Here is a 22,866-nt window from a genome sequence, read left to right as displayed (position 1 = left end):
TGCTATCCAAACCGTTCTACCTTAAAAGGTGTTAAATCCATATCGGTGGCAGTTTCGTTGGCCAAATCGGCAACAAATTTACCGGTGCCGGCGCCAAGGCTTAAGCCAATCATGGCGTGTCCGGTAGCCACGATGCAATTGTTTAATTTATCGAGTTTTCCTATAAAAGGAAGGCCGTCGGGTGAACAAGGTCGGTATCCATACCATACCTGATCCATAGAAGGTTTGGGTATATCGAACTCAGGAATAAACTTCTTTACGGCATCGAGTATCCCTTCTACCCTGCTCATTTGTGGAGGACGCGAAGTAGTTGTGATTTCCATAGTGCCCCCAAAACGGATTTTGTTGCCGTCCATCGGCGTAATCGCTACTCTCCCTTCTACTAAGATAGCAGGATAGTTTAGCTTATAGGGTGAGTTTTCTAAAGTCAACGAATAACCTCTGCCTGGTACAAGCGGAAGTTTCAGGTCCATAAGCGCTGCTGTTTCGCGACTCCAAGAGCCCGTTGCCACCACAACCATATCCGGCTGGTAACTAGCTTTCGTTGTAGTAACCCTGGTTATCTTTTCCCCATGCTTTTCAAACTTAGTTACGGCCTCATTGGGGCACAAACTCACTCCATTTTGCTGCAACCAGTTGATGTAGCTTTTCATCAGCTTATTTGGATACAAATGTGCGTCGCATTTAAAAAGTACAGCGCCTTGTATATTCAACTTGGTTTGAGGCTCCATGGCTTGTACTTCTTCTGCCGACAAATAGACTGTATCCAAACCTAAATCAACCGAACGTTGCACAAGTTCAGGGCCGTGAGCAGCCTTTTCCTTTGTAAGAAAATACTCAAACAGACCTTTATGTTCATAAGAAAAATCAAAACCAGGTTCCTTAGTAAGGTCTTCATAGCATTTCTGTGAGATAATGGCTGCATCTCTTAAAGGTATTGCCGCATCATCCACATTTTTTTGAGTAGCGCTTTTCACGAATTTCAGGCCCCAATCAATCAAGCTCCAACTTAATCTAGGTTGCACATAGAAAGGGCTTTTGGGATTTAACATCCAACGTAGTCCTTGTTGTACGATACCCGGTGAAGCCAACGGTATATAGTGACTTGGGCATACATATCCTGCGTTTCCATAAGAACAGTTGTTCAGAAAGTCACTTTGGTCAACCACAGTAACATCCCAACCCGACTTTCGTAAATAATATGCGGAACTTAAGCCAATTACACCACCGCCAATAATCAACGCTTTACTCATACTAACTTTATTTTATTCTTTGATAGTTCGAACACCAAAAATACGACCTGCTGTTTTACCATAATTTGCTTCAACGCGCACGGTGATTGTAGTACCCGTGCCTAAGACATCTGAAGGTATTGGATAAACAAAATCATAAAACTTACCCGTTTGACCGCCTTTCCAGTTTACTGTGGTCAAAAGTTTTCCATTCACTTTGATATCAAAATTTCTGTCTTTATCATCTCCAATATAGGTGCAAAGCAGACTATTTTTTTCACCGGGATTTACTTTCATTACAAACTCAAAATAGTTCTGAGCCCTAGCTTCTCGTCCGGTTCTACCAAGAGCTGCATCAACATAAGAGCGCTCACTCGCCTTTAGCTGATGATCTCTTTCAGGTTGCATTTCCCCTATTCTGAAATTATCGATGGTAATTGATTCTACATGCGCTTGGCGTTTCTTTTCTGCTTCATAAGTAGCCTGTAGTTGGGTCCATGCATCCTTGGTAAAGAAATCCCAATAAACACTGTAGTATTGATCGTATGTTTTGTAAAAAGGAATCAAGGTAACGTCTTTCGGTTGACCCACACCTTTCATTTGAAATACCAAGTTTTTACTGTCGCTGGTTAACCATTCAGCTGCATTTCTATTATTGGTCAACAGTACCGGAATACCATAAACCGGATCCGGTTGCTCCTTACCCAGTACGCCTGCCAAAACAATTGGTCCGTATTTGAAGGCTACTCTATTTGGATTGTCGGGCATCGCCTCTGTATATACGCCCATTGGAGTTGTAACTTGAATGCGGTCGTTGCTTCCAAAAGTTCTATCAATGAGCCAATAACCAAACTCATCAACAATTGCTTTTACCGGCTTTTGGTTTATGGTGATAACAGCATCTCCTTTCAACCAAAAAGGCTTACGAATTCTAATTTGCAGGCGTTTCGGCTTGAGTTGAGTTATTGTAATTAGCATTGATTCGCTGTTAGGAAATGTAGTTGCCAATTGAACTTTTGCTTGTTTCGCCTTCCAGTTTAAAACAGAGGGGATGAATAGGTTGATAAATAAACTGCCGTCATTGCCATCACCATAGATGCTTTCGCCATACTTGCTATGATTTTCAATTCCACTTCCTACACAACAAGTAAAAGTATTGAAGGAGTCACTGAATTGTTTTTGTGTTCCCATTCGCAAAGGCACAAAGTAACACATCATTCCTGTCTCAGGATTTTGAGACGCAAGAATATGATTGTACAATGCACGCTCATAATAGTCCATCAACTTTGAATCGGGCTGCCATCCAAACAAATGACGCGTAAGCTTCAACATATTATAGGTATTGCAAGTTTCGCAGGTATTGTCACTTAAGCGGTCACTTAAAGAATCTGCTTGTCCGCAATACTCATAGTTACTGTTTCCACCAATTACATAGCTGTGATGGTTTACCATGGTAGACCAGAAGAATGAGGCAATCGTTTTGTCCGATTCATTTCCTGTAAGTTCAAACTGTCGGGCACTACCAATTGCTTTGGGCACATTAGTATTGCTATGTTTGCCGGGTAGAGGGTCAATTTTTTTAGCCAGCTTCCCCATTACAAACTCATCGTAAAACTTATAAGAAAGATCGAGGTATTTCTTGTTACCAGTAAAGGAGTAGATATTCGCCAATACATCATTCATGCCGCCATATTCACAATTCAACATTTTTAACCGAATAGAATCGCTTAAATGATTTACGGTATTGTAAGTCCAGTCGGCCATCTTCACCACTACATCCAATGCTTTTTTATTGTCTGCATATAAGTAGGCATCGCACAATCCCGCCATTACCTTGTGTACGGTATACCAGGGGCTCCAGCCTCCATTCAAATCAAACCCGCTTGACTTGATTTGCCCTCGGGCTACTTGAGCGAAAATGCTGTCTTCCTTGGGAATGGCACCCACATAGCCTGTTCCCCTTGCCTTTTGGCACCGCTCCAATTCAGAAACGATGTAATTGATGCGGTTCTTGAATTCAACTTGACCGGTTGACACATACATCATTGATAGAGCTGAAAGATAATGTCCAAGGGTGTGTCCTGAAAGTCCATCGCTTTCCCATCCGCCATAGATAGAGTCTTTGGGTGGTAACCCTGCGTTTTTATTAAAGCGGTATAGAAGTCGATCCGGATTTAGCAACATCAAATAGGCACTATCCTTCTGCATCGCATTCGTAAACGGACTGCGAGTTATTTTTACATCTTGCAAGGGAAAAGAATAGGACTTCAACGGCACTTTGTCTTTAACCTTAACAAGTGAATTTTCCTTCTGACTCAAGAATGACTGCGAAAATCCGTTGCTTGCGTTTAAACAAGTTCCCAAGATTACTGCTCCTAAAACGAATGCATGTAGTTTATTCACTTTAATTAAATTCTATTTTAAAGAAAACTTGTAGACAGTTGTTTGAGAATAAGTTTCACCGGGTTTCAACACTGTTGAAGGGAAACTAGGTTGATTTGGACTATCGGGAAAATGCTGAGTTTCTAAGCACAGTCCTGAATGTTGAATATAGCTGCGTCCATACTTAGCACCTGCTCGTGTACCATTCAAGAAATTACCACTATAAAACTGAATACCGGGTTCTGTGGTGAAAACTTCCATAAAACGTCCAGACTTGGGATGATATAACGAAGCAATCAATTCTAAACCTGTTCCGCTTCTCGATAACACCCAGTTATGGTCATAGCCGCCTGCCACTTTATCAATGTCTTTTCCTATGAGTTTAGGTGTGTTAAAATCCATAGGCCCTCCTGCAACGGGTTCTATTTTCCCGGTTGGAATTAGTTGATCATTCACCGGAGTAAAGCCGGCGGCTTTTATCATCAACTCGTGTTCTTTAACAGTTGAATCTAAACCTGCAGAAAGATTAAAATAGGCGTGATTGGTCAAGTTTACCGGGCAGGCTTTGTCTGTAGTTGCTTTGTATTCAATACGAATAGAATTGTCTGCAGTTAATGTATAAGTGACGGAGATATCCATATTACCGGGATATCCTTCTTCCCCATCTTTGCTATGATAGGTTAATACCACACTGCTATCGCCGGGCTGTGGTTGCATTTGCCAAACTACTTTATCATAGCCTTTGTTCCCTCCATGCAAACTGTTTCCATTGTTATTGCCTGCCAGCGTATATTCTTTTCCATCTAGAGTAAATTTACCTTTTGCAATTCTGTTTGCATATCGTCCAACCAAACTTCCTATATACGGTACTCCTTTTTGTAGGTATCCTTCCATATTTTCGAAACCCAATACTACATCTCCCATTTCACCATCCTTATTAGGAACCATTACTTCTCTTAAGGTTCCACCATAATTCAACACCTTAATTGACATGCCATTGGGATTGGTAATGGCACATTGCATGATTTTTTGACTGTCGACAGCACCTCCAAAAGGCGACACGCTTAATTGATAAGATTTCATTTTACTTGATTCGGTTGTTTTAGTTTCTTCCGTTTTTCCGGATCCCTCTCCACAAGAAGCTAATCCGAGAAGCGAGAGCATCATAAATGAGTGAAACGACAATGATTTCATATGACAAGTTTTATTAAGGAACATAATTGATTTTTATATTTTTAATAGTAGTAGGCAACCAAATTTGCATTTCGTTTTTACCTCTATTTGCCCAGGTATAGTATGGAATGGCAGTGATGGTTTTTGTTTCTGTTTGAATTGACGTTCCATTACTACTAATGGTTACTACCGGAACATTTGCTTTTAAAGATATTACTGATTCATCTAGTATAGATTGTGTTGATTCAACAAAGCTTGTTTTTTCAGGAAGAATGATATTCCAGGCGGCATTGTTATTGTCGGCACCTTCAACACAGTAAACCAAGGGTCCCCTTTGTATGGCAACTCTTCCTTCATCTTGCTTAATGGCTTCTTTGGCTTTCACCAACACCGTATTCATTGGAAATCGATAACTGATTTTGTCACCCTTTTTCCATTCCCTATTCAACACAGCATATCCATTTTCTACACTGTAAGGGGTAGTAACACCATTGATCAGTAACTCAGGTTTTACAGAACTTTGCTCGGAAGCTACATAGGTTCCGCCCGGTGTTAATTCTCCATTGAGCCATCCCGGTATTCGAAGATGTAATGCAAACTTTGCCTTCTTAACCGGATCAACACTTAATTCTATTGAGCCGCTAATAGGATAGTTTGTATTTAAGGTAACCGATACCGGCTGTTTATTGAAAACAAAATTGGTTTTATTACTAACAAACAAATTCACCCACAACCCTTCATTATTCTTCGCATAAATATAGTCGCCTAGTGAAGCCACCAAACGTGCAATATTAGCAGGACAGCAGGCTGTTCCAAACCATTCTCTCCTCTGATGTTGGCCACGTGAAGCCAGAGGGTTTCCATAAAAGAAGCGATCTCCTGTTAAGCTTAAACCATCTAAGGCACCATTATACAAACTTCTTTCCAGCACATCAATGTACTTACTGTCTCCTGTTAATAGGTTCATCCGTTGGTTCCAAAACACCATACCTACTGAAGCGCAGGTTTCGCAATAAGCTTGTTCGTTAGGCAAATCGTAGTCTTGTGAGAACCCTTCGTTACTTCCTGCAGACCCTATGCCGCCTGTGATGTACATATTTCTGTAAACAACATCTTCCCACACTGCTTTCATTGCCTTCATATAGGCTTGATCACCTGTAAGGGCAGCTACGTCTGCGGCACCGGTGTACATGTACATGGCACGCACAGCATGTCCGGTGATTTGTGTTTGATCTTTTACAGGTAATAGATCTTGCGCGTATCCGGTGTCCTTCCAATCGGTCCAAGTATACCCTTTTGCATAACCATGTCCACGTTCAGCTAGTAACCAATTAGAGAGGTTGAGATATTTCGAATTATTTGTTACGCGGTACAGTTTTACGAGTGCAAGTTCTAATTCTTGGTGACCTGTTACCCAATGTTTTTTTCCTGGTCCGAATAGCGAATCGAAATGATCGGCCCATTTGATGCAAACGTCCAATAATTTTCTTTTTCCGGTTGCATTGTAGTAAGCAACACCTGCTTCAATCATGTGACCGGCATTGTAATCTTCATGCATGCTCATGTCAGTGTAACGATCTTGAATACCACGCAGCGTGTAGTAGGTATTCAGGTAGCCGTCGGGTTGCTGGGCGGCTGCAATTTTATCGATCCATTCGTCGCACTTTGCTTCCATTTCTGCACTTGGATGCGTTTTTAAAGAGTAAGCCATGGCTTCCAATGCCTTAAAAACATCACTATCGTCGTAGAAAATTCCTTCATGTGCTTCACCCTTGCCTCTGGCAACCTTTTCAAAATTTCGAATCCGAGGCGTAGCCACTTCTGTTTGATAAATACAGGCAGCCAAGGTTTTAACGGCTACTTTATCAATCTTAGGTTTCCAAAACGAATCGGTAATCGCTACTTGCGCAAAACTTACCGGATCCATTTTCAAAATTGAAGATGGTTCTTGTGCATTTACTTGGCCGGCGAAGGCTACAAGCCCTAAACCCAAAACCAATGAACTACGCATATTCATATGTATTAATTTAAACATTCGCAACTTTAAACGGGATGACTTGATAATCTTTCCAAACGCCCTGTTTTATATAGGGTTCGTTGGCTAACCAGTGTTGTAAGTCCTCATCAGATTCGAATTGTACTATCATTACAGAGCCTTTCATTCGCCCCGTATCGCTCAACATAGCTCCACCAATTACGAAATTTCCTTGTTCTTTGAGCTTTTGAGCTCCCTCTAAATGAAATGGTCGAGTGTTAAGTCTGCGATCCAATGCGTTTTCATCCGTTCCGTCATTGGCTATTACTACATACTGTTGCATACTTGGTATTAATTAAATTACTTGAAATCCGTTCGCGTAGGGGTCATCTACGGTATCAACACTAATTGTATTGTACCCATAAATTCGAGCCCAGCCTTCAATTCCGGGTTTCATGGCTTTAACCCCATTTACAGAGGTTTCTTCCTCAATAGTGCCTATAAATTTACTTCCAATTATGCTCTCATGAATGAATTGATCGCCTTTCTTTAGTAGCCCTTTAGCATACCATTGTGCCATTCTTGCAGAAGTACCTGTACCACAAGGGGAACGATCAATGGCTTTATCACCATAAAAAACGGCATTCCTTGCAGTAGAGCTTGGGTCAATCACTGCCCCTGTCCAAAGAATATGCGAGCATCCATTAATAGTTGGGTTTTCTGGATGAACAAAGCTGTACCGTTTGTTGATATCCTTTCGAAGTTCTCTCGCCCAACTTACCAACTGGTCAGCCGTGTAATGTTCCAATCCTTTGAAATTCTCTTGAACATCTACAATAGCATAGAAATTACCACCGTAGCTTACATCTACTTTCAATAAGCCTAAATCAGGACATTCTGCTTCTAATGCTGTGCTATGCAGGTATGCGGGCACATTGGTAAGCTTAACGCTCTTTACTTTACCACCTTCTTCCTTGTATTCAATCATCACCAAACCCGCAGGCGCTTCCATTCTCACGATGCCGGGGGTTTTCGGCTTGATCAATCCCTCTTCAATAGCGATGGTAATGGTACCAATTGTTCCGTGTCCGCACATGGGCAAACACCCACTGGTTTCTATGAAAAGTACTGCTACGTCGTTTTCAGGGTCATGAGGGGGATACAAAATACTGCCACTCATCATATCATGACCTCGGGGTTCAAACATCAATGCTTTTCTGATCCAATCAAACTCTCTTAGAAAATGTTGTCGTTTTTCACTCATGTTTGCTCCCTCGAGGGCTGGTCCTCCGTGTGCTACCAAACGCACCGGATTTCCGCAGGTATGGGCATCTACACAATGAAAAACCTGACCTCCGAATCGATGAAGGTCGGCATTGGGGAAGTGCTTAGTTATGGGTTGAGTTGCCATATTATGTATTAAAATTCTATTTTATTTAGTTGCAAGTGTTAACTAATTGGACTTCGTCTGCAAGAAAACACTAATTTGATACAGTTTTTAAGATTACTTGCTATGGAACAATATGGAAAAATATTATTGATTGCAATGCCTGCTTTTTTGCTCTTGGTACTATTTGAGAAATGGTACGGTTGGAAGAAAGGCTTCGATACTGTTAGAAATCTAGACATGATCAGTAGTTTAAGCAGTGGAATCACCAATGTAACTAAAGATGTATTAGGACTTAGCCTAGCTATTATCAGCTACCAATGGATGGTCAGCCATTGGGCTGTTTTCCATATTGAAGCTACCTGGCTTACTTATCTCATTGCTTTCTTTGCGTTGGATTTTTCGGGATATTGGGTTCATCGAATTGCGCATGAATACAATTTCTTTTGGAACAATCATATCATTCATCATAGCAGTGAAGAATTCAATTTAGCTTGTGCTTTGCGTCAAAGCATTTCTGTATTTGTTAAGCTTTTCACTTTTTTTCTATTGCCTGCTGCACTTTTAGGTGTTCCTGAAAAAGTAATCGCAATTACAGCTCCATTACATTTGTTTGCACAATTCTGGTATCATACTCGTCAAATCAATAAAATGGGTTTTCTTGAGAACATCATTGTAACGCCCTCCCATCACCGTGTTCACCATGCCATGAATCCTGAATACCTTGATAAGAACTATGGTCAAATTCTGATTGTGTGGGATAAAATTTTCGGCACCTTTCAAGCTGAACTAGATTCAGTTCCTCCAGTATATGGAATCACCAGACCAGCCGCCACCTGGAATCCGATCAAAATCAACTTTCAACACTTATGGCTATTGATCTCCGATGCAATCCGAACAAAAAACATTCAAGACAAGTTCTTGATTTGGTTCAAACCAACAGGATGGAGACCGGCAGATGTAGTAGAAAAATACCCCACCAAGAAAGTTGAAGATGTCAATAGTCTTGAGAAATATGACACATTCGCAACTACGTTTCACCATAGCTGGTATTGGATTCAGCTGGCATCACTCCTACTTTTCATTAGCTATCTTTTTGGCAATATTGCATTGATCAATGCAGCAAACACCGCATACATCTACTTATACGGCTTATTTGTTTTCATTTCAGTATATGCAATCAGCGACTTGATGGACGAAAACAAATCGGCTCCCTATTTCGAATTCATAAGAGCAAGCTATGGAGTATATTTGATCTGGCTTACCAATGGATGGTTTGGAGCTGAACACTTTGGATACTGGATACCTTACGCAATAGCATCCTACCTTGTAGTTAGTACCGTAGTATCTGCTACCATTGTACAACAACAAAAAGCAAACGCCTTAAAAACTGTTTTGTCAAAGAACTAAGCGTGAACTACATCGCGCTTTGTGTAAGTTGATTGTTAACGGTTCTCCACATATGCAGCGGATTCTCGTTCTTCAGCGCTTCCGGTAATAAACTATTGGGCCAGTTTTGGAATGACAGTGGTCTGGCAAATCGTTTAATTCCATCAGCACCAACCGATGTGAATCGAGCATCTGTTGTAGAAGGGAATGGTCCTCCATGGTGCATACTTAAACATACTTCTACACCTGTTGGCACTCCATTTAAGATAATTCTTCCACAAATATTCTTCACCGCTTCGATCAAGTTTATATTGCTTTTCAGATCAGCTTCAGTTCCCATAATCGTTGCCGTTAGTTGACCTTCCAATTGACGGGCAATCTGCAACATTTGATTCGTATCATTACACTCCACCAATAATGAATAAGGTCCGAAAACCTCTTGATGCAAAAGTGGGTTGGCTAAAAATTGTTCACCTGAAACAGTGGCCACTGTTGGTTGACCTTGCCCCTCATTGGGTGCAGTTGAAGATTCAGCCACTAGGCTAACACTAGGTTGCGATAGCGCAACTTCTCTCTTAGATGCATAAGCTTTGGCAATTCCAGTGTGCAGCATGGTGCCGGGATTAATTTCTTTAATGGCAGTAGCAAGTGCCAACTTAAACTCATCCAATCCTGGAGATTTCGTTGCAAACAAAAGTCCCGGGTTCGTGCAAAACTGTCCTACCCCAAGCGTAATGGAGCCCGCATATTGTTGAGCAACTGTAGCGTACTCGTGTTCTAGCTTTTCGTTTAAAATAAAAACAGGATTTACGCTTCCCATTTCAGCAAAAACGGGAATGGGTTCTGGTCGTTGATTCGCCCAATCGAACAATTGCTTACCACCTCCGTAAGAACCTGTAAATCCAACTGCTTTGATGCGGTGGTTCGTTACCAGCGCCTTTCCTACCTCAAAAGACTTCCCATACACATGTGTGAAAATATTCTTTGGCATGCCACATTTTTCAACTGCCTTTTGGATGGCTTGTGCAACAATTGTTGAGGTTTCCTCATGTGCGGGATGGGCTTTCACAATAACAGGGCACCCGGCGGCAAGTGCACAGGCTGTATCTCCTCCTGCAGTAGAATAAGCAAAAGGGAAATTGGATGCGCCGAATACTGCAACAGGTCCTAAGGGCACTAACATTTTCCGAATGTCGGGTTTAGGAGGGTTTTTGTCAGGAATCGCCGTATCAATTCTAATTTCCAACCAATCGCCTTTTTCGCAGGCATCTGCATATTGTAGCAATTGAAAAATAGTTCTTCCTCTTTCCGCTCTTAATCGAGCTTCCGGTAAATTCGTTTCCTTCATTGCAACGGCAATCAATTCATCGCCGGTCTCTTCTAAGGCAGTTGCAATTGTTCTCATTAGCAGGGCTCTTTGACTAACTTGTGTTCTTTTGAAAACAAGAAAGGCATCCCAAGCATTTTCACAAACCTCTGCTAAAGCAGCTAGATCAATATCGTTGTACATAAACATCGTATTTTATTTGTAAATGAATTCGCATTAAAAGATAGTACGAACCATTCAACAATTAACTAAAAATGTTTTCTTCAAAAAGAGGTTGAAAATTCAACCTCCTTCGAAGAAAACGTTCAAGCAACAAGAACGCAAGGCGTTTTATAAATTAAGATAGTCCGGTAAAACAGGACGATTTCTTATACCACTCTTTATAATTGACAACACGGCTTCTCTTTCCTCACCAACCAGTGTTAACCTTGGAGCACGAACTGCCTCTGATCCAATTCCTGCTTCGGTTTCAGCCAATTTAATATACTGGACTAACTTAGGATGAATATCGAGTTCCAAAAGGGGCATAAACCATCTATAAATGGCAGCTGCTTCTTGGATACGACCGGCTTTTACCAAACGATAAATTGCTACTGTTTCAGCAGGAAATGCACAAACAAGTCCGGCCACCCAGCCGTTTGCACCCAAAACCATTTCTTCCATCGCCAAAGTATCAACACCACACAAAATTTGAATGCGATCGCCGAATTTATTGATCATTCGTGTAACATTGGTAACATCTCTAGTACTTTCCTTTACCGCTTGTATGTTCTTACACTCAATCAATTCTTCAAACATTGTCAGTGTAACTTCAATTTTATAGTCCACCGGATTGTTATAAATCATGATGGGTAAATCGGTGTTTTGAGCCACTGTTTTAAAGTACGTTACAGTTTCACGATGATCAGATTTATAACGCATCGGGGGCAACATCATCAATCCTTTGGCACCCCATTTTTGAGCCAGTTCTGCTTGTTTAAGGGCTTCCTTTGTTGCTCCTTCTGCAATATTGATTACAACAGGCACCTTTCCTTCTACTTTTTCAACAGCATTCTTAACTAGTACTTCTTTTTCTTCTGTAGTCAATACACTTGCTTCCCCGAGTGTACCGCCTAAAATGATACCATCTACACCAGATTCCAGTTGGTACTTCAAATTCTTATTGAACAAAGCCAGATCCAATTGATCATCGGCAGTAAATTTAGTTGTCAGTGCGGGAAACACTCCCTTCCAAGTAATAGACATGATGTATTGTTTTAAGAATTCAAAACTACCATTACTTCTGAAGTTTGTATTAACAGGATTGATGAAAAAATAAACAAATATTAACCTAAATATGGCATTTTATGTAATTTTATACATAATATTGGCTAAATGAAGGTAATTCCCTTTACGATACCAGTTCCTAAAGACAAGAGTATTATTTTACAAGAAGAGCAGTTAATACAGTTCTATCCGCATTTGCACCAACATGCTGAAGCGCAAATTACTTGGATACTAAAAGGATCCGGTAGTTTGATAGCCGGTAGTTCGGTTATTCCCTTCCATCCCGGTGCTGTTGTACTTGTTGGAGCTAATGTTCCACATATCTTTAAGAGTGATCGAATTCCAAAAAGAATCAAACAAAAAGCGGTACATGCAAAAACCATTTTTTTTGGAGGGCACCAAAGCATTAGAGGACTGCTAGACCTCCCTGAATTGAAAAAAGTTTCCAAATGGATCGACGCATATCGATTTGGCTATTATGTTCCGGCAAATGCAGCCGGATTGCTAACTCAAGTTATCGAAGCAATTTATAAGTCGGAAGGAGTGCATCAAATACAACTTTTTCTTCAGTTATTAGATCTCTTCACGCATATACATTCGGGAACAGCCATTTCGGGCAATAGAGACTCAGAAGTTGTGTCTGAAGCGGAAGGACAAAAGTTAAATGAAATTTACAACTATACACTTGAACATTTTTCGGAGGATATTCAACTTGCCCAAGTGGCCCATTTGGCGCATATGAGTGTGCCTGCTTTTTGTAGGTATTTTAAAAAGAGAACCAGAAAAACCTACATAAATTTTTTAAATGAAATTCGAATTAGTGAGGCATGTAAAATGCTTCAAAAAGAAGATGCCGAATCGGTTCAGGAAATAGCCTATGCCACAGGCTTCTCACATTCCAGTTCTTTTATAAGAACATTTAAACAAATCACAGGAATTACTCCAAAAAAATATCAATTATTATCCGAATAATTAGAGTGGAATAGTTACCACAATTTGAAAGCCTTGTCCAGGCTTAGAATGAATGGAAAGAGAACCATTGAATACACTAACCCTTGCAGCGATATTGCGAAGTCCTATGCCCGTACTTTTATTGCTTTCGTTCATACCTTGACCATTGTCGGAGATCGACATTTTGAGTTGAGATTCAGAGTATTCAATATAAATGGTTACTTCAGACGCTTTCGCATATTTTAAAATATTAGAACATTGCTCTTGAGCAATTCTGTATATCGCAAGCTTTTTTGCAGCATCGATCTTTTTGTCATCAAAATCATCAGCTAAAATACTAACACGAACTCCCGCCGTTTCTAACATATCGTGCCCTAAATGTTTCAATTCTTCGATCAAGTTTTCTTTGCGCATATCAGGGCTAACCAAAACGTGAGCGATCTTTCTATTTTCATTAATGGCATCTTGAAGATTGTTCATGCAACTCTGTATCAAATTGAGACGCATAGTGGGATCGTCGTAGGCCAAAGACATCAAAAGCTTGGTGCCCACCAAAATTTGGTTAACATTATCATGCAATTCAAGTCCAATCAAATTGCGCTCTTTTTCCTGTGCCTCCAGTGCGGTTGCAGTAATTTTTAATTGTTCATTTCGTTGTTGTTCTCGTAAATTATTTTCGAGACGTTTGCGCTCCGAAATGTCCACAAAGGAGCCAATTAAACGTACCAGCTCACCATCTTGTTTTCGGATAGCAAAACTTCTAGTAAGTGCTGTTCCAATTGATCCATCTTTGCGATAGAATCGAATTTCCTTCTGCCACTCTTTCAATCCGTTTTCTGCAAAATCAATCAAGTTTTGATTCAACACTGTTACATCGTCGGGGTGAATTTTGGTTAGAAACTCTTCCCTAGTGGGCACCGGTAGTTTCGGGTCAAAACCAAACAGTTTGAAATGGGCCATACTCCACCAAAGATCATTCGTTTGCAAATTCCAATCATAAATTGCATCTGAAGAAGCCATTGAAAACAATTGAAAGCGTTCCGAAAAGGCTTTCAATTCCAAATCTGCTTTTCTTCTTTCACTGGTATCAATTCCAATTTCACTGATACATCTTTTACCCTCATATAGAATAGATACCGAATTATTATAAAATGAGATTAGTTGCCCCGATTTCGTCACCAAGTTGAGTTCAATTCCTTGAACTTTTCCATCAATTACCTCGCTCATTCGCTGAAGTAGAATCGCCTTCTTATCCGGTTCATAAAAATCAACTGGATGCATTCGCTTGATTTCACTTTCTGAATACCCGGTAATGATTTCAAAATTTTTATTCCAACGAATGAAATGACCGTGTTCATCACAGAGATAATATATTCCCGGTAAATTATTGATAACGGTATCGGAGAGCAGCTTCTCACTTACAATCAAGCGTTCCGAGTTTTTACTTTCAGTGATATCGCGTATCGATCCAACCATTCGGATCGGTTTGCCTTGGGCATTGTAAATAGCTTGGCCAACAGCCTTTTGCCATTTATAATCTCCTGACCTATGCAGGTGCAAATACTCAACATCAAATTCTGTTCCTTCTTCTAAATGACGTTTAAACGCAATTTCCACCATCGCTCTATGGTCGCGGTGAATTCTGCTCAGCCAAAAATCAAAAGAAGCGATCAAAGGTGAATTGTCATTAGCGTAACCAATAATCTCTTTCCACCGTGGAGAAAAGTATTGAACCTGTGTTTCTAGATCCCAATCCCAGATTCCGTCTTTCGTTGCCTGAATTGCAAGGGCATATCGCTCCTCGCTTTTTTTCAGTTCTTCTGCTGCCTTTCTTCTTTGTGTTATATCAATAGCGGTTCCTAAAATGCTGTTTTTCCCCTGATACTCAACTTTTACAGCCGTGACTAAGTATGGAAGTATCTCTTCGTTCTTGGACACCAAATTCAATTCGGTTTCTGTATAGCCATGATTGAAAATATCTGTTACATGCTGTTCAGCATATTCATATTCGGACGGTAATACAAAATCTATGAAATACTTACTTTTCAATTCTTCTTCATCATACCCCAAAACCTCCCTTAAGCGAGTATTCCATTTAATCAATTTCAAATCATTATCAACTAAAAAGAAAATACCCGGTAAACTATTGATGATGGAATTTGAGAATTCGGTTTCTCTTTGAAGTTTTTGAGCTTCTCTGGTTTCGGAGATTGCCCAAGCTACATCCATTGCTACAGTTTGCATTAAGAAGCCGTCTTCATCAGTAAAATCATGTATTCTATCATAATATACCATGAACTTGCCTAATAGCTTGTTTTGATACATCAATGGAATAAAAGCCAATGATCGTATACCTTCTACTTCAATCGTCTTTCTTAATGAATCCAAGGAAGGCTCCTCAGCTACATCACGCACATATATAGGATGAATATTTTGGTCACTTACTTTCCAAGGAGAATGGCCTTTACAAATTTTCTGGTAATTTGTCGACAATCCTTCGGTTGCAACAAACTGCATGACATCATCTTCATCTAAAAGCAAAATTGATGCATGATCGGCATTCACAATTTTTTTCAAGGATTGCAATGCCAACTTATAAATTTCTTCCAAACTTTTTGCATGACCCACCATCTTACTCAAATCCGATAGGGTTTGAATTCGATCGAAGTGATCTGCCTGCTTTAATTCTGCTTTTCTCCTTTCAGAAATATCTTTAATAATAAGAGTTGCCCTTTTATTGCCCATGGCATCTTTAAATACAGAGGAGTTTACTTCACACAAAAACTCAGCACCGCTTGAATTTAAAAAAGAAAGCTCACCACTTACAGAACCTTGCTCTTCTCTTTGTCTAATCAGCACTTCCGCTTTTGTACATTCCAATTCTGTTACCAAATTACTAGTTGATAAACTCAATAAATCTTCATGCGAATATCCAAACATAGCACAAGCTGCTTTGTTGGCAGCAAGTATCTTACTTTCAGCATCAGTTAATAATACGGCGTCAAGATTGTACTCAAATATTGACCGGTGCAAAGCCTCACTCTCTTCAATTTTGTGCTGTGCCAAATATAAATCATGTATATCTCTGAAATTAACAGTGATCGCTTCAACTCCGGGCAGATCCAGTAAATTGGTATACGTTGCTTCCAGATAACGATATGATCCATCTTTAAAGCGGGATCGATATTGAATAGTTGTACTTGCACCAGGATTACTTCTAATGTGCTGCATTTTTTCTGCAATCATTGGAACATCATCTGGATGAGGGAATGACCTAGGATCCTGATTAATTACATCGTCGATTTCGAACCCGGTTATTCGTTGACAAGAAGAACTTATAAACTTATATCTGCTATTCCTATCTAACAGAATAATCCCAGATGGAGAATTTTCAGTCAATTCTCTGAATAATACTTCACTGTTCTTAATCTTGTTTTCTGCTTCTTTGCGTTCAGTAATATCGATGAAAGACCCGAACAAACAAGTAGGTTGCCCCCATTCATCTGTAATTACATTTGCCTTGAATTCAACAGGAAACAGTGATCCATCCATTCTTTTACCGATGTCTTCACCGTTTTCAAAACCCTTCTCTTGTAAGGCAGCAATCGTTTGATAAACTCGATTGCCTTCGAATATTTCGGTCAACTTTTTACCAATGAGATCTTCTTTATTCTCACATCCCCACATATCAGCAATCGCCCGGTTTACATAGAGGATATTCCCTTGCAAATCGGTGATACCGATACCTCCAAGGGCTGCTTCAATGGAAATTTCCTTTAATCGGAGTTCTTTTTCAGCTCTTTTACGGTCTGAGATATCTCTCCAAATCACATAAAAACAAGGTTGCTTATTAAATTCAACGCTAGTCAATACAATTTCAACAGGCACCGATTCATCATTTGCTTTCTTATGAATCCACTCAAATCGAAGATTACCTTTCTCGATGCATTCTTGTAATTTGATAGGCACTAAATCCTTGGACGGGATTCGATTGTATTGAAACTCAGGTGAAATTTCTTCGGGTGATTTGCCAAGTATGTCTGATTTTTTCGAATAACCGAGTAAGTCAAGAGCCGACTGATTGCAATCAATAAAACCATCGTAACCTAAAACCAAAACCGGATCTGCACCTTGCTCAAAAAGGCGCTTGAACAATTCCTGGTTTTCCTTCAGTGTTGCCTCTGTTTTCTTCCGTTCACTTATATCTCTTGCAATTACAAGAATGTTTTGATCCGGCAATACTTTGCTATTTAATTCAAAGGGGCGAAGTTGTCCGTCTTTACACCTCAAAAGTCTTTCCTGAATCATGCTTTTGTTTTGCCTCAACTCATCAAGTCGCAAAGGTGGTTCCCCTTCTTGAATTTCGATCACTCGCATCAAATTCATTGATTGAACATCTTCTCTTGTAAAGCCGGTTTGCTCATGAAAAGCTGTATTCCCTTGAATGTATTTCCCTTCAAAACTGACGATCAAAATTCCATCTGAGGCGCGTTCAACAAGCGTTTTGTATAAATCATTAGACTGGGACGATTCCGAATTGAATGCAATGTAGTTTGAAACTTCATTTTCAATAATTCGAAATCCTTTTGTATCCTGAGTTTGATCTAATAGCATTAAAAGACGATATCCCAGTTTTCTCTCACCTTTCTGAATTTGATAAACAATTTCATAATACGGGCGTTTCGATGCCAATACATCACTTATACCTTGGTACATCTGTTCCTTCAACGCTGCATCTAATCCCGGCATCATCTTTACCGTTTCTAATATGTTGAGCTTCGCCAATGTGGCAAATCCTACAATACTGCTTCGTTTTGATTGAACTTTGTGAATTTGCTGCTGAATACTCCCCAACTCGGAAACAATGATTTCCAATGTGCATGATTCTTCCCCATCAACTTCCTTGGATGGAGTACCAACTATTAAAACTTGCTGAGACGGTTGTGGGATAATTTGAAAAGAAAAGGGCTCTGCATAAGGATACCCATTCTTAATATGAAGTGTAAATTCGCGAATCTCTAATTGCTCGCTAGATAATCTGATTTCATTTTTGACAAGATTCCATTGCTCCGAATCCAAGTTTGAGAAATAATCAGCAATGATCTTTTCATCGTCCTTGTTTTCAGAATGGGCAAGTTTACTATCGGCCGAAATCAGAATGCTTTTCATAAGAGTTTTTACCTAATCGATTCCCTTGTTCAATGAATTTACTAAAAAAACAATGCAGCTTTATCAGTATTTCATCAACCTACATGAAGTTAGGGCCGAATTCATAAATATTTTCTTTAATAACTCAGAAAAAACACTTAGAGTCAAAAAAAACCCAGCTGCAGGCTTCGACTCAAATTTTGAACCGATTTTTTGTATTTTTAAGGATGAAAAAACGATTGCTGTTTGGAGCGCTCCTCGCCACCTACTGTTTTTCTATTGTGATGGGCCAAGATATCTCTCCTTTTAATCAAATAGCCTCCCGTTTGTATGCAAAACAACAGACTTCGCCTGCAAGAATGAATTTGCTTCATACAAGTCACCGATTCTATAGAACAGGAGAAACCATTTGGTTTAGTTTTCGTCAGATGCTCCCTGAACTCCATCAATCCATGCCTCGTGAAAAAACCCTGAGTGCTCAACTAGTTGATGTAAGAGGTGTTGATGTGAGCTCAATAGCACTTGCCAACGCAGGAGCCGTTACTCCGGGTTCTTTACAGATTCCTGATACAATACCTAGCGGCTGGTATCAGTTGGTAGTTTCTGGTCCCACCATACAGCAACTTCAAGAGAAGCCGGGTGCTTGTTTACTCTACATTTACAATCATAAAATACCTCCTCCAACCGTTTCGACAGAGAAAAATCCGAATCAAAACCCCGTGGAAGTTTTCTCGCTCGACTATGTAATCGAAGGCCAACATATTATTTCCGGAGTCCCAAATACTTTGATGGTTTATACACATGCAAATGGCAAAGGAATTTCTGCTCCAATTGTGCTTACCAACAATGTAGATACGGCTAAAATTTACTCCAGCACGAATAAAGAGGGCAATGCCACGCTTCAATTCACTCCTCAAAAAACAAGAAAATATAAGCTTTACACAAAATGGGACAATGGATTAGTTGAGCAATCACTACCCGATATCAGTCCCTTTAGTGCTCAGGTTAGCATCATTTCGAAAAATGAGCAAGAATACATTGCTAGAGTTGCATTAGGCGATTCATTGTATAAGAAGAAAATTAAAACCTTTTTCCTCGCAGTCAACAATGGAAGGGTTGTTTATGCTGCCGAAGGCAGCAGCATGTATCAAGTTACAGTACCCGCTTCTTCATTTTCACCCGGAAATGCATCGTTTCAAATTTTCGACGAACAATTGAATCTTTTGAGTGAACGTCGTTTTAAGGTGACAAAAAAAACGGTGCAATTAAGTATCAAAGACGCAAATACCACAAAAAATCCTAGAAACCCCAACCAGCTTACATTACAAGTAACTGAACGAAACAAGCCTGCATCGGGGAGTTTCGATATTAGTATAGTTGATTTGCCCCAGGGTACCGAAAAGATCGAAGAATTATGGTCTGAAACAGGTTCTGCTACCACTGATGCTACTACAGCAAAATTCTTAGAAGACTTTTACGCCCAGCAAGAACAAACTCTTGTTAATATCACACTTGAAAATTATCCGGAGCTTTCATTTTATCTCTCAGGGACAGTAATCAACAAAAAGAAGGAACTGCAAAAGAATACTGCTCTAACCATCTTTACTTCCCAATTGAATCAGTTATTCATTCTCGACACCACCGATCAAGATGGCGCCTTTAAAACTTCACTCCCACTGATTTCCGGTCTTACCCCTATATATGCCAAAGTAAGCACCGATAAGGGCAACGCAGGAGATTATACAATTCAATTGAAGAGTTCGGCACTGCCTCCTTGTGAAGGGCTGATTGAATTATGGAAAGACACACTATTCCTTGAAAAAAATGCTTTTCTGTTCCGAACTTCTCAATCTCCAATTATTGAGAAGTATCTAGAAGAAAAATCAAAGTTCAAAGAATTACCGGCCGTAGCAGTGCAGGCAAATTATAGACAACTGAATGAGATCATTCAAAAGAAACGAGTAAGCAAGAATTCTTGGATAGCCGGCCCTGAATTATTAGATCAATTGGGAGACGGAAATACCGCCAATGCAATTTTGGGTGCACCCGGAGTAATGATTATGAATGGATTTCTGACGATTCAAGGAGGTATGCGATCTATGAATGGAGCCGTTACGGCCAATTCAGAACCCCTTGTTGTAGTCAACGGTGTAATTGTAAATGTTGGTGGATTTGCCGGAGCTATAGGTTTCAATATCAATAATAGTCCAGTTATTAACTACCTGAATACTTTCTCGGCGCGAAATATTGACTTTATTGAAGTACTCTCGGGCGCCCAAGGCGCACAGTACGGCACTGTAGGCGCTAATGGTGTAATTTTGATAAATACCAACGTTCGCCCTAGAACGGGTTTAGAAGATGAAAAGAATGCAGACAAATCGAACTCAATTGTTTTCCATGGACTACAAATACCAATAGCATTTGAAACGGTAGACTATTCAAAAGAGAAGGTAAAAAACTCCCTTCCCGACATTCGGAACACCCTGTTTTGGAAAGCCGACTACGCACCTGATAGTGCCGGGGAGATAAAGATCAATTATTACAACTCTGATTACATAAACAAAAAACTCCTGATTGTTTCAGGAGTTACCGGTAACGGCACAATTGTAAGAGAAGTAATTACCATCCCATTAAATTAAGTTAAGAAACCACTTCGCCTTCAATATCATAATTGTAAGCTTTGGTGATTTTGACATTTACGAAATCACCAATAACCAAAGGAGTGTCTGAATTGACCACTACCTCATTGTCAACTTCAACGCTGTCAAACTCTGTTCTGCCGAGGTAACGGCCGGCCTCTTTCTTATCAATAATTACTTTAAAAGTATGTCCAACTTTTTCTTGGTTTTTTTCCAATGAAATCTCTTGTTGTACTTCCATTACTTCCTGCGCTCTTCTTTCTTTTTCTTCGGCTGGAACATCATCTACCAAGTCATATGCAGAAGTTCCTTCTTCATGCGAATAAGTAAAAATTCCCACTCTATCAAACCGTTGCTTTTGAAGGAAGAATTTTAATTCTTCGATATCGTCTAAGGTTTCTCCGGGAAATCCTGCAATTAAGGTGGTTCGAAGACAAATTCCGGGAACCTTTTCTCTAATGGCTCCAATCAGATCTTCCATCTCTTCTCTGGTAATCTGACGCTTCATTGCTTTAAGCATGTTATTGGCGGCGTGCTGAAGCGGCATGTCGAGATAATTACAAATATTGGGGCGCTCACGCATCACATCCAAAATATCCAAAGGGAATTTTGATGGGTAGGCATAATGCAAACGGATCCACTCTAATCCTTTCACATCGCTTAAATGTTTGAGCAAATCGCCCAGCATTCTTTTTTTATACAAATCGAGGCCGTAGTAGGTCAATTCTTGTGCAATTAACATGATCTCTTTTACACCACGTTTTACTAGGCCTTCTGCTTCTTTCACGATTTCCTCAATCGATTTGCTAGTGTGCGCTCCGCGCATCAAAGGGATCGCACAGAATGCACAAGTTCTATTGCATCCTTCTGCAATCTTTAAATAGGCATAGTGCTGAGGAGTGGCTAATAAACGCTCGCCGAGCAATTCCGATTTATAGTCAGCTTCAAAGCGCTTGAGTATTAAAGGGAGCTCCATCGTACCAAACCAAGCATCCACTTCAGGAATCTCTTTTTCGAGATCATCTCTGTAACGATGACTCAAACAACCGGTAACATATACTTTATCTAATTTACCTTTTTGCTTTAAAGCAACTTGATCAAGAATTGTATTTATCGATTCTTCTTTTGCTTTTTCAATGAACCCACAAGTATTAACGATCACGATGTTGTGGTCTTTCTTTCCACTTTCATGCACTACATCAATATCATTTGCTAACAATTGGCCACTTAACACTTCGCTGTCAACCATGTTTTTACTGCAGCCTAATGTAATGATGTTTACTTTGTCTTTCTTGAGCGTTTTTGCCTTCATATTACTTGCAAAGATAGTGTATAAACGCCTTTGAGTAAGGTAATAAGTGCTGCAAAATCAAGCTGGTACGCATAATATAATATATTGAATGTCATACAATTGTTAATCGACCACTTTTTGACTACCTGGATTTACAGTATCCGTAAGTTTGGCACAGTTTTTTCAAATAGGCCTTTTACTAAACTAATCGAATATGAAAAGAGTTATGATCAGTGTAATGGTACTTTTTATTTCAGTAGGTGCCTTTGCACAAGCAAACGGAAGTAGTTATCAAACAGCAATTGGTGTAAAATTCTATCCAGGTGCAATTTCAGTGAAGCATTTCACTCAAAGTAACCGTGCCTTGGAAGGACTTGGATATTTCTGGAACTATGGTTTTCGTTTCACAGGCTTATATGAATTTCATGGGGATATTCAGGGAGCGAAAGGGTTGAAATGGTACGCTGGTCCAGGCGCACACGTAGGTTTCTGGAACGATGATTGGAAGAATCGTTATCCGGATCGTGATCGCGGCGTAGCTATAGGTATTGATGGAGTTCTTGGACTGGACTATAAAATTTCAGGAGCCCCTTTGAACATCAGCATCGATTGGCAACCGTCTTTCAATTTAGTAGGGTATTCCTATTTTGAAAGTGGTTGGGGCGGCGTTGGCATCCGATACACCATTAAATAAGCGAAAAAAGAA

Annotated in this window: 14 protein-coding genes; 4 read left to right on the top strand and 10 right to left on the bottom strand. The window is 39.9% G+C overall.

All coding sequences use genetic code 11. The features are described 5' to 3' along the window. Nucleotides 1–2: 2 nt before the first annotated feature. Genes ACQ2HE_RS06705 through ACQ2HE_RS06680 form a run of 6 tightly spaced genes read right to left on the bottom strand, consistent with a single transcriptional unit; the run spans nucleotide 3 to nucleotide 8,173 of the window. A complete protein-coding gene (locus ACQ2HE_RS06705; RefSeq protein ID WP_430897158.1) occupies nucleotides 3–1,253 on the bottom strand; it encodes an NAD(P)/FAD-dependent oxidoreductase in 1,251 nt (416 codons plus the stop codon). Nucleotides 1,254–1,265: 12 nt separating this feature from the next. Beyond that, a complete protein-coding gene (locus ACQ2HE_RS06700) occupies nucleotides 1,266–3,635 on the bottom strand; it encodes a glycoside hydrolase family 127 protein (RefSeq protein WP_430897160.1) in 2,370 nt (789 codons plus the stop codon). Nucleotides 3,636–3,647: 12 nt separating this feature from the next. Next, nucleotides 3,648–4,808 carry an aldose epimerase family protein gene (locus ACQ2HE_RS06695; RefSeq protein WP_430897162.1) on the bottom strand — a complete coding sequence of 387 codons (1,161 nt, stop codon included), beginning with the start codon at nucleotides 4,806–4,808 and terminating at the stop codon, nucleotides 3,648–3,650. A gap of 13 nt (nucleotides 4,809–4,821) precedes the next feature. Then, the gene (locus tag ACQ2HE_RS06690; RefSeq protein ID WP_430897164.1) at nucleotides 4,822–6,804 is read right to left on the bottom strand and encodes a glycoside hydrolase family 127 protein; all 1,983 of its coding nucleotides are present in this window, start codon (nucleotides 6,802–6,804) and stop codon (nucleotides 4,822–4,824) included. 10 nt (nucleotides 6,805–6,814) lie between these two features. After that, nucleotides 6,815–7,105 (bottom strand): YciI family protein, encoded by a 291-nt coding sequence (locus tag ACQ2HE_RS06685; protein WP_430897166.1) that lies wholly within the window; start codon nucleotides 7,103–7,105, stop codon nucleotides 6,815–6,817. 12 nt (nucleotides 7,106–7,117) lie between these two features. Next, complete coding sequence (locus tag ACQ2HE_RS06680; protein WP_430897168.1) at nucleotides 7,118–8,173, bottom strand: 4-hydroxyproline epimerase; 1,056 nt, start codon at nucleotides 8,171–8,173, stop codon at nucleotides 7,118–7,120. 102 nt (nucleotides 8,174–8,275) lie between these two features. On the opposite strand from ACQ2HE_RS06680, the gene ACQ2HE_RS06675 reads away from it, so the two are divergent. After that, complete coding sequence (locus ACQ2HE_RS06675; RefSeq protein ID WP_430897170.1) at nucleotides 8,276–9,559, top strand: sterol desaturase family protein; 1,284 nt, start codon at nucleotides 8,276–8,278, stop codon at nucleotides 9,557–9,559. A gap of 7 nt (nucleotides 9,560–9,566) precedes the next feature. Here the strand turns inward: ACQ2HE_RS06675 and ACQ2HE_RS06670 are convergent, their stop codons facing one another. Both ACQ2HE_RS06670 and ACQ2HE_RS06665 read right to left on the bottom strand, forming a co-directional pair. Beyond that, entirely contained in the window at nucleotides 9,567–11,048 is a 1,482-nt protein-coding gene (locus tag ACQ2HE_RS06670; protein ID WP_430897172.1) for an aldehyde dehydrogenase (NADP(+)), read from the bottom strand. Nucleotides 11,049–11,195: 147 nt separating this feature from the next. Next, the gene (locus ACQ2HE_RS06665) at nucleotides 11,196–12,110 is read right to left on the bottom strand and encodes a dihydrodipicolinate synthase family protein (RefSeq protein WP_430897174.1); all 915 of its coding nucleotides are present in this window, start codon (nucleotides 12,108–12,110) and stop codon (nucleotides 11,196–11,198) included. A 129-nt stretch (nucleotides 12,111–12,239) separates the two neighbouring features. Between ACQ2HE_RS06665 and ACQ2HE_RS06660 the strand changes: the two genes are divergently transcribed. Continuing rightward, on the top strand, nucleotides 12,240–13,103 hold the full coding sequence (locus tag ACQ2HE_RS06660; RefSeq protein WP_430897176.1) for an AraC family transcriptional regulator: 864 nt from the start codon (nucleotides 12,240–12,242) through the stop codon (nucleotides 13,101–13,103). On the opposite strand, the gene ACQ2HE_RS06655 is transcribed toward ACQ2HE_RS06660, so the two are convergent. Then, the gene (locus ACQ2HE_RS06655) at nucleotides 13,104–18,251 is read right to left on the bottom strand and encodes a PAS domain S-box protein (protein ID WP_430897178.1); all 5,148 of its coding nucleotides are present in this window, start codon (nucleotides 18,249–18,251) and stop codon (nucleotides 13,104–13,106) included. A 206-nt stretch (nucleotides 18,252–18,457) separates the two neighbouring features. On the opposite strand from ACQ2HE_RS06655, the gene ACQ2HE_RS06650 reads away from it, so the two are divergent. After that, nucleotides 18,458–20,869, top strand: a complete 2,412-nt coding sequence (locus ACQ2HE_RS06650; protein ID WP_430897180.1) for a TonB-dependent receptor plug domain-containing protein — start codon at nucleotides 18,458–18,460, stop codon at nucleotides 20,867–20,869. 1 nt (nucleotide 20,870) lies between these two features. On the opposite strand, the gene rimO is transcribed toward ACQ2HE_RS06650, so the two are convergent. Next, nucleotides 20,871–22,181 carry a 30S ribosomal protein S12 methylthiotransferase RimO gene (gene rimO / locus ACQ2HE_RS06645; RefSeq protein ID WP_430897182.1) on the bottom strand — a complete coding sequence of 437 codons (1,311 nt, stop codon included), beginning with the start codon at nucleotides 22,179–22,181 and terminating at the stop codon, nucleotides 20,871–20,873. 193 nt (nucleotides 22,182–22,374) lie between these two features. Here rimO and ACQ2HE_RS06640 point away from each other — a divergent pair, with 193 nt between their 5' ends. Beyond that, nucleotides 22,375–22,854 (top strand): hypothetical protein, encoded by a 480-nt coding sequence (locus ACQ2HE_RS06640; RefSeq protein WP_430897184.1) that lies wholly within the window; start codon nucleotides 22,375–22,377, stop codon nucleotides 22,852–22,854. The last annotated feature ends 12 nt before the right edge of the window (nucleotides 22,855–22,866 follow it).

Source organism: Endoryza foliicola (assembly GCF_050589245.1).
GTDB lineage: Bacteria > Bacteroidota > Bacteroidia > Chitinophagales > Chitinophagaceae > Endoryza > Endoryza foliicola.
Note: the sequence above shows the minus strand (reverse complement) of the source record. Positions and strands in the feature narration are given on the sequence as shown.

Excerpts from the sequence above, each read along its gene's own strand:
- ACQ2HE_RS06675 (WP_430897170.1), top strand. The coding sequence starts at position 8,276 with ATGGAACAATATGGAAAAATATTATTGATTGCAATGCCTGCTTTTTTG.
- ACQ2HE_RS06685 (WP_430897166.1), bottom strand. The coding sequence starts at position 7,105 with ATGCAACAGTATGTAGTAATAGCCAATGACGGAACGGATGAAAACGCA.
- ACQ2HE_RS06670 (WP_430897172.1), bottom strand. The coding sequence starts at position 11,048 with ATGTACAACGATATTGATCTAGCTGCTTTAGCAGAGGTTTGTGAAAAT.
- ACQ2HE_RS06655 (WP_430897178.1), bottom strand. The coding sequence starts at position 18,251 with ATGAAAAGCATTCTGATTTCGGCCGATAGTAAACTTGCCCATTCTGAA.
- ACQ2HE_RS06705 (WP_430897158.1), bottom strand. The coding sequence starts at position 1,253 with ATGAGTAAAGCGTTGATTATTGGCGGTGGTGTAATTGGCTTAAGTTCC.
- ACQ2HE_RS06650 (WP_430897180.1), top strand. The coding sequence starts at position 18,458 with ATGAAAAAACGATTGCTGTTTGGAGCGCTCCTCGCCACCTACTGTTTT.
- ACQ2HE_RS06665 (WP_430897174.1), bottom strand. The coding sequence starts at position 12,110 with ATGTCTATTACTTGGAAGGGAGTGTTTCCCGCACTGACAACTAAATTT.
- ACQ2HE_RS06695 (WP_430897162.1), bottom strand. The coding sequence starts at position 4,808 with ATGAAATCATTGTCGTTTCACTCATTTATGATGCTCTCGCTTCTCGGA.
- ACQ2HE_RS06690 (WP_430897164.1), bottom strand. The coding sequence starts at position 6,804 with ATGAATATGCGTAGTTCATTGGTTTTGGGTTTAGGGCTTGTAGCCTTC.
- rimO (WP_430897182.1), bottom strand. The coding sequence starts at position 22,181 with ATGAAGGCAAAAACGCTCAAGAAAGACAAAGTAAACATCATTACATTA.
- ACQ2HE_RS06640 (WP_430897184.1), top strand. The coding sequence starts at position 22,375 with ATGAAAAGAGTTATGATCAGTGTAATGGTACTTTTTATTTCAGTAGGT.
- ACQ2HE_RS06660 (WP_430897176.1), top strand. The coding sequence starts at position 12,240 with ATGAAGGTAATTCCCTTTACGATACCAGTTCCTAAAGACAAGAGTATT.
- ACQ2HE_RS06680 (WP_430897168.1), bottom strand. The coding sequence starts at position 8,173 with ATGGCAACTCAACCCATAACTAAGCACTTCCCCAATGCCGACCTTCAT.